Annotated in this window: 11 protein-coding genes; 4 read left to right on the top strand and 7 right to left on the bottom strand. The window is 58.9% G+C overall.

What is annotated here, in order from left to right; genetic code table 11:
• Positions 1–35: 35 nt before the first annotated feature.
• The 3 genes from CI807_RS13785 to CI807_RS13775 are packed head-to-tail and all read right to left on the bottom strand — an operon-like array spanning position 36 to position 3062.
• A complete protein-coding gene (locus CI807_RS13785) occupies positions 36–1343 on the bottom strand; it encodes an MFS transporter (protein ID WP_177409577.1) in 1308 nt (435 codons plus the stop codon).
• 49 nt (positions 1344–1392) lie between these two features.
• Positions 1393–2172 (bottom strand): SDR family NAD(P)-dependent oxidoreductase, encoded by a 780-nt coding sequence (locus tag CI807_RS13780; protein WP_095015028.1) that lies wholly within the window; start codon positions 2170–2172, stop codon positions 1393–1395.
• Positions 2173–2204: 32 nt separating this feature from the next.
• On the bottom strand, positions 2205–3062 hold the full coding sequence (locus tag CI807_RS13775) for a sugar phosphate isomerase/epimerase (RefSeq protein WP_095015027.1): 858 nt from the start codon (positions 3060–3062) through the stop codon (positions 2205–2207).
• Positions 3063–3189: 127 nt separating this feature from the next.
• Here CI807_RS13775 and CI807_RS13770 point away from each other — a divergent pair, with 127 nt between their 5' ends.
• The 4 genes from CI807_RS13770 to CI807_RS13755 all read left to right on the top strand — a co-directional run bounded on the left by CI807_RS13770 (position 3190) and on the right by CI807_RS13755 (position 8341).
• Positions 3190–4095 (top strand): LysR substrate-binding domain-containing protein, encoded by a 906-nt coding sequence (locus CI807_RS13770; RefSeq protein WP_095015026.1) that lies wholly within the window; start codon positions 3190–3192, stop codon positions 4093–4095.
• Positions 4096–4376: 281 nt separating this feature from the next.
• Entirely contained in the window at positions 4377–5627 is a 1251-nt protein-coding gene (locus CI807_RS13765) for an OprD family porin (RefSeq protein WP_095015025.1), read from the top strand.
• Positions 5628–5711: 84 nt separating this feature from the next.
• A complete protein-coding gene (locus CI807_RS13760) occupies positions 5712–6611 on the top strand; it encodes a polysaccharide deacetylase family protein (RefSeq protein WP_095015024.1) in 900 nt (299 codons plus the stop codon).
• Positions 6612–6706: 95 nt separating this feature from the next.
• The gene (locus CI807_RS13755; protein ID WP_095015023.1) at positions 6707–8341 is read left to right on the top strand and encodes a M91 family zinc metallopeptidase; all 1635 of its coding nucleotides are present in this window, start codon (positions 6707–6709) and stop codon (positions 8339–8341) included.
• A 36-nt stretch (positions 8342–8377) separates the two neighbouring features.
• On the opposite strand, the gene pcaC is transcribed toward CI807_RS13755, so the two are convergent.
• The 4 genes from pcaC to CI807_RS13735 are packed head-to-tail and all read right to left on the bottom strand — an operon-like array spanning position 8378 to position 12244.
• A complete protein-coding gene (pcaC, locus tag CI807_RS13750) occupies positions 8378–8770 on the bottom strand; it encodes a 4-carboxymuconolactone decarboxylase (protein WP_095015022.1) in 393 nt (130 codons plus the stop codon).
• A gap of 10 nt (positions 8771–8780) precedes the next feature.
• Entirely contained in the window at positions 8781–9572 is a 792-nt protein-coding gene (pcaD, locus tag CI807_RS13745; RefSeq protein WP_095015021.1) for a 3-oxoadipate enol-lactonase, read from the bottom strand.
• 10 nt (positions 9573–9582) lie between these two features.
• Positions 9583–10938 (bottom strand): 3-carboxy-cis,cis-muconate cycloisomerase, encoded by a 1356-nt coding sequence (locus tag CI807_RS13740; protein ID WP_095015020.1) that lies wholly within the window; start codon positions 10936–10938, stop codon positions 9583–9585.
• Between the two features lie 10 nt (positions 10939–10948).
• Entirely contained in the window at positions 10949–12244 is a 1296-nt protein-coding gene (locus CI807_RS13735) for an MFS family transporter (RefSeq protein WP_016975088.1), read from the bottom strand.
• Positions 12245–12441: the final 197 nt, after the last annotated feature.

Here is a 12441-nt window from a genome sequence, read left to right as displayed (position 1 = left end):
AGCGGTTTTTTTTCGGCTTGGATCTATCGTGCGGATCAGCCTCTCTGAGCAACCTGCAATGCTTGCTGTTCCACCGCCATTTCACTCGCCGGGCGCGACAGTATCGCCGCAATGGCCGCCACCAGCGCCAGCCCACCAATGAAGTAGCCGACCGGCAGCCACTTACCGCCCTCGCCCAGCAGCGCATAACACACGCTCGGGGAGAAACCGGCGACAATAAAGCTCAGTTGCGTGGCAAGCCCAACGCCAGTGTAGCGCACCCGAATGCTGAACATTTCGGCATAGAACGATGGCCACAGCGCGTTCGGTGCACTGTAGAACACCGCCTTGAGCAGCACCGTACTGAAAACGATCAAGCCAATCTGGCCGGTGGTAATCGACCACAAGAACAGGAATACCCCCGCACAACTAGCCAACGACCCGCCAGCAAAGATCACTCGCTTGCCCATACGATCTGCCAGCAGACCGAACAATGGTTGGCACATCAACGCCCCCACCTGACTGGCCGCGATAGCCATCAACATCGCCGACCGGTCAACGCCATTATTATTGGTGGCCCACGATAAGCCAAAGATGATCACCAACGAGGACACCGAAGCAATTAGTGCACAACAGAACACACTGATAAAGGCGCGCCATTCCTTGCTGAACATCTCCACGACCGGAATATGCATTGGGTCCGTCTTTTTAGCCAGAAACTCGGGGCTTTCATCCACACCTCGGCGGATCAACCAGGTAATCACCACCATCACCGCGCTGAGCAGAAACGGAATGCGCCAACCCCACGCCAGCAACTGCTCTTCTGACAGCATCGACAAAGGAATGAATACCGCGGTGGCGAGAATCGAGCCCATCGAGGCGCCGTTGATCAACCAACTGGTATAAAACGCGCGGTTCTTTCCAGGCGCGTGCTCCATGGTCAGCAGACTGGCACCGACCTGTTCGCCCCCCGCCGAAAGCCCTTGCAGCAGCCGGCAAAGCACCAGCAACGCCGGTGCCCAGGCGCCGATGCTTGCATGGGTCGGCAGCAGGCCGATCGTAAAGGTAGCGAGCCCCATCAACAGGAGCGTCATCATCAAGACCTGCTTACGCCCGATGCGATCGCCCAGGTGCCCGAACAACAGCGCACCTATCGGCCTGGCAACGTATCCCACGCCAAACGTAGCAAGGGCTACCAAGGTGCCGGCCATGGGGTCGTCGGACGGAAAAAATATCTTGTTGAATACCAGGGCGGCAGCTGAGCCATAAATGAAGAAGTCGTAGTACTCGACGACGCTGCCCAGAAAACTGCCAAACGCGGCTTTGCGTGCCATGCGCCGGTTGTCCGGCTGATTATTGTTCATTGGAAGGCAACCTTTATTGGAATTATGGTGGTTGAACAAAAACGGGCTGTCAGCCAACGCCGAAGGGCGCCAACTGGCTACCGCCGCACACATGGATCACTTCCGCCGTGATAAAGCCGGCATTGCTGGAAGCCAGAAAGGACGCGGTATTGGCGACGTCCTGCGGTGTGGTCAGACGCTTGAGCGGAGTGCTGCCGATGGCGTTCTGGGCTATGCGCTCGAAACTCTCTGCATCCCTGCCGTCCATGGTGAAGGCCGATGGCAAAAAGCCGGGCGCAATCGCATTCACCGTGACGTTATGCGGCGCCAGTTCACGCGCCATTGAACGTGTCAGCCCAACCAGCCCGGCCTTGCACGCCACATAGGCAGGAGGGCCGCCGGCCACCCAGCAACGCGACACCATGTTGACCACGCAACCACTGGCCTGAGCCTTCCAGTAAGGCGCTACTTTTTGACAGAGCAGCGCCGGCCCCCGCAGGTTCACGGCCATCATGTGGTCCCACTGTTCGACGCTGAAGTCGTAGATCGAACCACGATGGTTGACCGCCGCGTTGTTCACCACCACGTCGATCCGGCCAAAACTCTGCCCGACCTCGTCCACCATCGCGCTGATGGAGGCCTCATCGCCAAGGTCTGCCTGAATCGCCAGCAGCAACTGCCCCGGCGCCCCGTCCAATCCATCAACCAGGGCTTTGGCAGCATCCAGATTCAAGTCGACAGCGGCGATGTCGAAGCCGTCCTGGCAAAGACGCTGGCAAATCGCCCGACCAAGTTCGCCGGCAGCACCGGTGATCAATGCCACGCGACGGTTGGATTGCGTGATGTTCATGTGTAATTCAGCCTCACGAGAGTGTCTGGCTCCTACGCGCCGTCCAGCCCCATGTAGCTGCGGACCAGCGAGTAGTTGCGGGAAAGTTTTTGCAGGTCACTGTAGGAAGTGGAAAAATCTTCGATGGAGACCCAGTCGCTGAAACCACTCGAACGCAACGTCGCGAGCATCGCGCGCAACGGCAACACGCCTTCGTCTGGCGGGCACCACTCCCACTTCCATCCAAGGCCCGGACCAAGGGCGGTGTAGGCGACGTTTTTGATTTGCACATGGGCGAGGTGTTTGCCCATCAGGTCCAGCGACATTTGCACGTCTTCGCGGCCTTCGATGCCCAGGTTGCCGATGTCATAGATGATTCCCAGGCGATCGGCCGGGTAATGCTCGGCCACACGCATCGCCAGCGATGGGCTGGAACAGATGGTGCGTTGGTGCACTTCCAGCACCAGTCGAACACCCAACGACTCGGCGCGCGGCAGTATCTGGTCAAGATAGCGACGCATCCGCGCATATGCCTGGGGATAGCGCTCGTCCTCATAGCTGGGAGCCCACAACCTCAAGCGTGCCTGATCGGCCAGCGCGGCCAGGTCCATCATTAGATACGTCTGCCCCAGATCCCCCACTTCGAGGTACGGGCTGATGCCAAACGTCTGCAACCCAAGCGCCTGGCAATGCTGTTGGATCCGCATGACGGCAGTGGCGTCGGGAGCCACCGTGCACAGATTGTTGGTGCGCGCGTTCCAGGGGTGAGTGGGCTGAAGTTGCCGCGTATCGGCCACGCGCCACTCAACACCCTGATAACCCAGGCGCGCGAGTTCGTCGGCCAGCGCCTGCGGGCTGAGGCTGGGCAGCGATGCGCTTGACGCGCCGAGTCGCGGCTCGGAATAAATCATTGGGACTTACCCTCGAAAAATGAAAATTGATCGGCAAAACGATGCTAAAACAAACTTTTGGTTGATTAAATTGATATAAATTACCGACCTGATTAACCTGGAGGTTGATTAACCAGGTATTCCCACTGTGAGCCAATCACCGATCAATCTTCGTCATCTGCGGGTTTTTGTCGCCGTGGTCGGTTCCGGAAACCTCGTCACCGCCTCGAAGCTGCTGCACATCACCCTGTCCGCCGTATCCAAAAGCATGAAGGAGTTGGAGCAGGAACTGGCTGTGCAGTTGTTGATACGTGGCCGCAAAGGCGTACGCCTCACTCCGGCCGGTGAGGCTTTCCACCAACATGCCGTGCAGACCCTGGCCAGTTTCAACCAGGCCCTGGACCAGGCGCAGTTGGCCACGCAAGCTCCGCAACTGTTGCGCATCGGCGCGCTGCCTACCGCTGCCGGCTACATGCTCGCCCCCGTGGTCGAGAAAATGCGTGAACGCTTCCCTCATGTGCGAATTCAAGTACTGTCCGGCGTCTACGATTTTCTGGTGGGTCGCCTGCGCACCCACGAAATCGACCTGATCGTGGGCCGTCTGATCGGCCGGGACATGCTAGGGGTCGCGTTTGAAGCACTGTACGAAGAGGAACTGCTGGTGGTAGTGCGCAAGGGTCATCCACTGGCCAGCCGCGAACACCTGGTGCTCGCGGACCTGCTGCCCTACGTGCTGCTGGCTTCGCCGCAAGGCACTCTGGTACGCATCAGTGTCGACAACTTCCTGTTGTCCAACGGCGCGGCCAGCGGATTTCAGATTCTGGAGTCGCTGAGCGAGACATTCTCGCGGGTCTACGTACACGACTACGATGCCGTGTGGTTCGTACAACGCGGCGTGATCGACTTGGACCTGCGCCTGAACATCGTACGTGCGCTACCTTTCGCCAGCCCGTTGTTGCGTGCCCCGGTCGGGTTGACGACCCCCACCGACCGCCCCTTGTCCGACGTCGCGCAACAGTTCATCGGGCTACTTCGCGCCTGGCGCGCAGACTGAAATCAGCCTTTCGCGCGCGTAATTGCATAAAAAACGTGCGCAGCGCTTTCGTTCGATAATCGCCCAAAACTCTTTCCGTTCAATTGAATCTCGCCACACAAGCACCGCACCATAGCCCGCACCTGCAAAAACCAATAACAACAGGTACGCCAATCATGACCCAACGCCCCCTTCCCTACGGCTGACTCAAGCCGTTTGACCTAATGATCCGGCCCGTGTCTGCAACCTCGAATTGCGGCAGTGCCCCGCTTCATCCCTAACAATTAGAGAGACCTGACATCATGAGCCCCCTCAACGCCCGCGACCTGTTGTTGCTTACCGCTTTCACCGGCCTTGCCTTGCCCGTCACCGCCGAAGAGCACGGCTTTCTCGAAGACGCCAGCGCCAACCTCAACCTGCGCAACTTCTTCTTCAACCGCAACTACACCAACCCCACCAAGGCCCAGGGCGGCGCGCAGGAATGGACGCAGAGTTTCATCCTCGACGCCAAGTCTGGCTTTACCCAGGGCACCGTGGGGTTTGGCGTGGATGTGCTGGGGTTGTATTCGTTGAAACTGGATGGCGGACGCGGCACCGGGGGTACTCAACTGTTGCCGTTGGACCGTGATGGCCGCCCGGCGGATGAATTCGGGCGTCTCGGGGTGGCGTTCAAGGCGCGTATTTCCAAGACGGAAGTGAAGGTCGGCGAGTGGATGCCGGTGCTGCCGATCCTGCGCTCGGACGATGGCCGCTCCCTGCCGCAAACCCTGCGCGGCGGGCAAATCACCTCGAAAGAAATCGATGGCCTGACCCTCTACGGCGGCCAGTTCCGCGCCAACAGCCCGCGCGACGACAGCAGCATGACGGACATGTCGATGTTCGGTAAAACCGCCTTCACCTCGGACCGTTTCAACTTTCAGGGCGGCGAATACGCGTTCAACGACAAACGCACCCAGATCGGCCTGTGGAACGCCCAACTCAAGGACATCTACAGCCAGCAGTTCGTCAACCTGATCCACAGCCAGCCTATCGGCGACTGGACCCTGGGCGCCAACCTCGGTTTCTTCTACGGCAAGGACGACGGCAGCGCCCGTGCCGGCGACCTGGACAACAAGACCTGGTCCGGCCTGTTCTCCGCCAAATACGGCGGCAACACCTTCTACGTGGGCCTGCAGAAACTCACCGGCAACAGCGCGTGGATGCGTGTCAACGGCACCAGCGGCGGCACCCTGGCCAACGACAGCTACAACAGCAGCTACGACAACGCCCAGGAAAAATCCTGGCAAGTACGTCACGACTACAACTTCGCCGCCCTCGGCGTGCCCGGCCTGACCCTGATGAACCGCTACATCAGTGGCAGTAACGTGCACACCGGCACCATCACCGACGGCAAGGAATGGGGCCGCGAAACCGAAGTGGGCTATACCGTGCAAAGCGGCGTGGCCAAAAACCTCAATGTGCGCCTGCGTAACTCCAGCATGCGCCGCGACTACAGCAACAATGAGTTCGACGAAAACCGGTTGATCGTCAGTTACCCGATAAGCCTGCTGTAAACCATCATTGACCTTGCTGTATGGTGCGCGCCTGCCGCTGCTGAGCTGAATCAGCAGCGGCTTTCATTCGAGCCCGCGCACACCATGAAATCCTTCGCTTATGCGTCCGCCCTGCTAGCCCTGGCCCTGAGCCTCAGCGGCTGCATCGGCGCGCCCATTGCCCTTACGCCGCAAACCGAGCAGCGCCTGCAAGCCCAGGCACCGATCCGTTTCCTGCTGACCTTCGATGACGGCCCCAGCGCGTCGGGCTACAACAACCCGAGCCGGTCGGTGATCGCCGACTTGGCGCAGAACCCGGTGCTGCCGGGGATCAAGGCGGTGTTCTTCTTGCAGACCGAAGCAGCCCGGTCCGGCGGCAGCGCACGGGGCCGCAAGACCATGCAGCGCGAGTATGCGGCCGGTCACGTCCTGGCCTTCCACACGGCCACGGGGTTTCACACAAACCACCGCTGGCTAAACGATGCCGAACTGGAACGCACCCTCAGCCAAGGCGCCGCCGATATTGCTGCGATCACAGGCGCGCCGCCGGTGCTGGTGCGCCCGCCGTTCTGGAATTACGACCGCCGCACCTTCGCCGCCTACCAGCGCCATGGCATGCACGTATTGCTGACGGACCTGAGCGCCAATGACGGCAAGATCTGGGGCTTCAACGGCAGCCCGCGCCGCCGAGCCAATTTATATCGGCAACTGTCGGTGGTGCGCGAGCGCATTGCGTTGGGTGAGTTGCCAACGGTGGACGGTGTGATTCCGGTGGTGGTGACCTTCCACGACATCAACCGCTACACCGCGCGGCATATGCAGGAGTACTTGCAGATCCTGCTGGACAGCGCCCGGATCAACGGCATGAAGACTGCCGCCGAGCCCTTCTACACCGACACAGCACAACTTCAGCGCGCGGCGCTGGCGCGTACGGTCAAGGATGTGAGTAAAGAGGTGCATCTGCCAGGCGTGTGGAATTGGGTGTGGGACGCCGACTCCCACTAAGCGAGCTGAATCCAACTACACACCGTTGGAACTTTTCCGCTACAACAAACCACCTAGAGGTTGAATAATTCCTAGCAGACTACAGAAAACCACCCATGATGCTAACTCAGCGTGTAAGTACTCTCCCCCCACATCCAATAAAGCTACAGGAGCCGAAGCAGGCAACTCAACAAACGCTGAAAAACAATCCCGCGCCCCCTGTAGCGATCGATGGAAATAAGAGAACCTACGTAGACCCGGACTATATAGAGAATCAAAACAAACTCAATGCCAAATCAAACAAACCTCTTATTCCTTCTCATTATGCCGGCAAATCCAGGCTCACAACCGACCAACGCCCCTTCAGCACTACCCGCATCGAATACAACCCCTTATACAGCGACAGCAACGTAGACATCACCAGAGAGCGCACTGTTCGCTACCCTGAAGACAAACGTTTCTCAAACCAGCTGACGAACGATGCCCTGGTAATAAAAACTGGCAATAACGCAGACATTGTACATATCAGTAAAGGGAAGGATGGCACTCTTAATGTACAAGTAAACGATCAGACTTATTCCATCAAACCCAGCGAAGAACGCCGAACCAATCAAAAAATAGTCATTCAAACTCAGGGAGGCGATGACACAGTCAAAATTGACGATGACGTTGATTACGAAATCATTGTCGAAGGTGGGGATGGGGATGACGACATAACGGCGGGTGGCGGCACTACTCGAATCTTCGGTGGCGCAGGTAATGACACTATTCGCTTAGGCCGGGGTACAGGTTACGCCGAAGGCAACGACGGTGATGACTGCATTTACGCCGGGCGTGGCAAAGGCGTCCTGTACGGCAACAACGGTAATGATCGTCTGATAGGGTATGTAGGACCTGATGCCAATCCAGTCTACATGGACGGTGGTGCAGGAAACGATTCGATTAGCGGTGGAAGCGCGCACTCAGTGATGAACGGCGGTTTGGGTGACGACACACTGAAAGGTATAGGTCGTAGCACATTCTATGCGGGCGATGGAAAGGACAGCATCATTTCGGAAAATGTTGAAGATCTGATTTATGCAAAACCCACCGACTTGATTCAGAAAAAAACCGAAGCAACGTTCATTCCCATTGTTTACGAAAACGTCGGCAAAACGGGCATTAAAATCGAGGGCTCCCCTGAGTTCAAACAGCGAGTTGAGGATGACTTGGAGATGTTGCGTGCGTCGCCCTCCGGACAGCAAATGCTTAAAGAATTTGATGCCTCAACAAATAACATCGGTGTGCCACTAAACATAATAGAAGTAGAATCCGAAGACAATAGCTTTTATATGGGCAGAAACTCGCATTTTGATCAAAAAGTCAAAGACGGGATTGAACCTCACTCAGCAGAAGACCCAGACTTGGGCGTTATAAAAAATGGTGTGCGAGGCACACCTCTGACTCATGGAGCGCTGCAATACAATCGTTCATATGTGAATAACGGAACGCATAAGAACCACCCCGTCAGCTACTTGTACCACGAGATGTCGCATGCCTATAACGGCAGAAATGGCACCGTGCTGCCAGGTACAACCGAAAACGAAGCCAATATTGAACGTCAAGCCGTGGGCTTACCCACCGACGCCACCCCGTTTGACTTTGACAATGATCCGGCAACACCGCCAACCGATACCAACCCCGATCCGTTTAATGAAAATGCCCTTCACCAAGAAATGGGAGAATCACTACGTACCCGATACTTTGATTGACGCTCTACGGAGGACACGTGTCAGCAGATCCAGGCGTTAACCTTGCGACTCAACGCCTAACTCATCCCACACCGACTCCGCCAAGTGGAACGTCGCATTCGCCGCCGGGATCCCACAGTAGATTGCGCTTTGCATCAGCACTTCCTTGATCTCGGCACGGGTCACGCCATTGCTGGCGGCGGCGCGCAGGTGCAGCTTGAGTTCTTCACTGCGGTTCATGCCGATCAACATGGCAATGGTGATCAGGCTGCGGGTGTGCCGGGGCAGGCCGGGACGGGTCCAGATGTCACCCCAGGCATGGCGGGTGATCATTTCCTGGAACTCGCTGTTGAATTCGGTCAGGGCATTGAGGCTGCGATCGACATGGGCGTCGCCCAGCACTTCGCGGCGCACTTGCAGGCCTTCGGCATAACGTTGTTTCTCGTCCACAAAAAGCTCCTCAGCGGGCCAGCAAAAATTCAATGACGCAGTCGCTGAACGCCGCACCGGCCTGCACATTGGACAGGTGCGCCGCATAGAACTCAGCGTACTCGGCACCCTGCACATGGTTTTGGATAAAGTGACCGCCGGCCGGCGGTGTGACCGCATCTTCAGTGCCGGCAATGACCAGGGTCGGGACTTTGATTGAAGCCAGTTGCTCACGGAAATCCGCATCACGCACCGCGGCGCAGTTGGCGGCATAACCTTCGGGTGAAGTGGCCGCCAGCATGTCGGTAATCTGCTTGGCCTGGTGCGGGTTGGCCGCCGCAAAGTCTGCGGTGAACCAGCGTGCAATCGATGCATCGCGCAGCGCCACCATCGCCGCTGCGCCATCGCGCAGCACCATCTCGATGCGCGGGTTCCACACCTCGGGTGTGCCGATCTTGGCGGCGGTGTTGCACACCACCAGGCGCTGCAGACGTAGGCCTGCATGGATGCCCAGCCATTGGCCAATCAGCCCCCCCATGGACAGCCCGCAGAAATGCGCGCGTTGTATATCCAACGCATCCAGTAGTGCGATCACATCCTGACCGAGTTGCTCGATGCTGTAGGGGCCTGGAGTGACCAGGGACTTGCCATGGCCACGGGTATCGAAACGCAGCACACGAAAATGTTGGGTGAAAGCCGGGACCTGGATGTCCCACATGTGCAGGTCGGTGCCCAACGAGTTGGAGAGCACCAGCACCGGCGCATCCTCGGGCCCATCCAATTGGTAATGCAGTTCGCCCTCGGCGAGTTTTACAAAGGCCACGATGGTCTCCTCAAGCAAAGTGTTCGGCTACGGCGCGGGTGACCCAAGTGTGGGCCTGGCCCAGGTAGTGGGCGGGATCGAGCAAACGGTCCAATTCTGTTGCAGACAGCTCGGCGGTGACCTGTGGCTCATCCGCCAATACCGCACGCAGGTGACGACCCTCTGCGACGGCACGCTTGCAGCACTGCTCCAGCAGATGGTGCGCGGTTTCGCGGCCCAGGCGCTGGGCAAGCACGATGCTGACGGCTTCGGCCAATACCAGGCCTTGGGTCAGGTCGAGGTTTTGTGCCATGCGCTGCGGGTCGACTTCCAAGCCTTCGCTCACCAGCAACGCCTGTTGCAACACACCGGAGACCAAACGGCAGATCTCCGGCAGGGTTTCCCATTCGGCGTGCCACAGGCCCAGGCTGCGTTCGTGCTCCTGGGGCATGGCGCTGAACATCGTCGAGACCAGGCCCGGCACGCGGGTAGCGGCGCTGATCAGCACCGCAGCGCCTACCGGGTTGCGCTTGTGCGGCATGGTGGACGAACCGCCCTTGCCCGGTGCGGACGGCTCAAACACCTCGGCGGCTTCGGTCTGCATCAACAAGCTGATATCACGGCCCAGCTTGCCCAGGCTGCCGGCGATCAAACCGAGGACGCTGGCGAACTCCACCAAACGATCCCGTTGGGTGTGCCAAGGTTGTTCGGGCAAGGTCAGTTGCAACTCAGCCGCCAGCGCTTCGGCCACCGGCATGGCCTGTTCGCCAAGCGCTGCCAAGGTTCCGGATGCACCACCGAATTGCAGCACCAGCAAACGCGGTTTCAGTTGCGCCAGACGCTGGCGATTGCGGGTGACCGCGCCCAACCAACCGGCGATTTTCATCCCCAGGGTGACCGGTGTTGCATGCTGCAACCAGGTACGCCCGGCCAACGGCACGCCGGTATAGCGCTGGGCCTGGGCGGCAAGAATGTCGCCCAGACGCACCAAATCCGCCTCGATCAACCCCACCGCACGCTGCAGTTGCAGCACCAGGCCGGTGTCCATCACATCCTGGCTGGTCGCCCCCAGATGCACATAGCGTTCGGCCCCGGCATCTTCACTGGCAATCAACTTGCCCAGCGCCTTCACCAGCGGAATCGCCGAATTCCCCGCCGTGGCAATCGCCACGCCGAGGGCATCCACGTCGTACAGCGAGGCCAGGCACGCCTGGGCAATCGGTGCAACGGCGGCCTGGGGAATCAAGCCGACCTGGGCCTGGGCCCGGGCCAACCCCGCTTCAAAATCCAGCATGCCCTGCAAGCGTCCCTGGTCACAGAACACCTCGGCCATGCTGCCCGCCGTGAAGTAAGCGTCGAACAATTGATTGCTCGTGCGCAGTGTCATAACGCGTCCCTTATAGGTCGTGGTGCAAGTACTCTGCCTGTTTCGGCAGGCGCAGGCTGAACAGGAAGGCCACCGCCATCATGCCGGTGACGTACCAGTAGAAAGTGTTTTCCATGCCCATGGATTTGAGGCCCAGGGCCACGTATTCCGCCGAACCACCGAAGATCGCGTTGGCCACCGCATAGGCCAGGCCGACACCCAGGGCACGCACGTGAGGCGGGAACATTTCCGCTTTCACCAGGCCGCTGATGGAGGTGTAGAAGCTGACGATGGCCAGGGCCAGGGAAATCAGCACAAAGGCCAGGAACGGGTTGGTCACGGTTTTCAGGGTCAGCAGGATCGGCACGGTGCACAAGGTGCCGAGCGCACCGAACCAAAGCATGGAGTTACGACGGCCGATCTTGTCCGAGAGCATGCCGAACAGCGGCTGCATGCACATGTACACGAACAGCGCGCCGGTCATGATGTAGCTGGCGGTCTTGGCGTGCATCCCGGCCGTGTTCACCAGGTATTTCTGCATGTAGGTGGTAAAGGTGTAGAAAATCAGCGAGCCGCCGGCGGTGTAGCCGAGCACGGTGATGAAGGCCGCCTTGTGGTTGCGGAACAACGCGGCCACGCTACCGGCGTCCTTGTCCTGGCGCATTTCCTTGCTGGTGGTTTCCTTGAGGGTGCGACGCAGCAACAGGGAGATCACCGCCGCAATGGCGCCGATCACGAACGGAATCCTCCAGCCCCAGGCGCGCAATTCTTCTTCGGTGAGGATCTGTTGCAGGATCACCACTACAAGCACCGCCAGCAGTTGCCCGCCGATCAGGGTCACGTACTGGAACGAGGCGAAGAAACCGCGCTGGCCCTTGAGCGCGACTTCACTCATGTAGGTCGCGGTGGTGCCGTACTCGCCACCCACCGACAAGCCCTGGAACAGGCGCGCCACCAACAGCAACGCCGGGGCCCACGCGCCGATGTCTTTGTAGGTGGGCAGGAAGGCGATGACCAGGGAACCGGCGCACATCATCAGCACCGAGATCATCATCGAATTCTTGCGCCCGTGCTTGTCAGCCACACGGCCAAACAGCCAGCCGCCGATAGGTCGCATCAGGAAGCCGGCGGCGAACACACCGGCAGTGTTGAGCAGTTGGACCGTGGGGTCGTCCGACGGGAAGAACGCCGGGGCAAAGTAAATGGCGCAGAAGGCGTAAACGTAGAAGTCAAACCATTCGACGAGGTTGCCGGAGGATGCCCCGACGATCGCAAAAATCCGTTTGCTGCGTTCTTCTCCGGTGTAGTGACTGGTTGTTGTTGTCATGATTTTTCACTCAGTGGGAACGTGTGTAGCCTAGACATACTTTGCAACAACCATGTCATGCAAGCAGACTTTTGGATGGGTGTTGCCTGAAGCCTCATCTCTGTAGAAGCGAGCTTGCTCGCGAAAATCGCCAACGATGACGCGGGCAGCCTGAATGAATGCGGCGCTCTCAGGCTTTTCGCGAGCAAGCTCGCTCC

The sequence above is a fragment of the Pseudomonas sp. NS1(2017) genome (genome assembly GCF_002269425.1).
In the GTDB taxonomy this organism is placed as follows: Bacteria; Pseudomonadota; Gammaproteobacteria; order Pseudomonadales; family Pseudomonadaceae; genus Aquipseudomonas; species Aquipseudomonas reactans.
This window is presented reverse-complemented; position numbering and strand designations above follow the sequence as displayed.

What these genes read in the sequence shown, in the direction of transcription:
- CI807_RS13785 (WP_177409577.1), bottom strand. Translation starts at nt 1,343, where the DNA reads ATGAACAATAATCAGCCGGACAACCGGCGCATGGCACGCAAAGCCGCG.
- CI807_RS13780 (WP_095015028.1), bottom strand. Translation starts at nt 2,172, where the DNA reads ATGAACATCACGCAATCCAACCGTCGCGTGGCATTGATCACCGGTGCT.
- CI807_RS13775 (WP_095015027.1), bottom strand. Translation starts at nt 3,062, where the DNA reads ATGATTTATTCCGAGCCGCGACTCGGCGCGTCAAGCGCATCGCTGCCC.
- CI807_RS13765 (WP_095015025.1), top strand. Translation starts at nt 4,377, where the DNA reads ATGAGCCCCCTCAACGCCCGCGACCTGTTGTTGCTTACCGCTTTCACC.
- CI807_RS13760 (WP_095015024.1), top strand. Translation starts at nt 5,712, where the DNA reads ATGAAATCCTTCGCTTATGCGTCCGCCCTGCTAGCCCTGGCCCTGAGC.
- CI807_RS13755 (WP_095015023.1), top strand. Translation starts at nt 6,707, where the DNA reads ATGATGCTAACTCAGCGTGTAAGTACTCTCCCCCCACATCCAATAAAG.
- CI807_RS13740 (WP_095015020.1), bottom strand. Translation starts at nt 10,938, where the DNA reads ATGACACTGCGCACGAGCAATCAATTGTTCGACGCTTACTTCACGGCG.
- CI807_RS13735 (WP_016975088.1), bottom strand. Translation starts at nt 12,244, where the DNA reads ATGACAACAACAACCAGTCACTACACCGGAGAAGAACGCAGCAAACGG.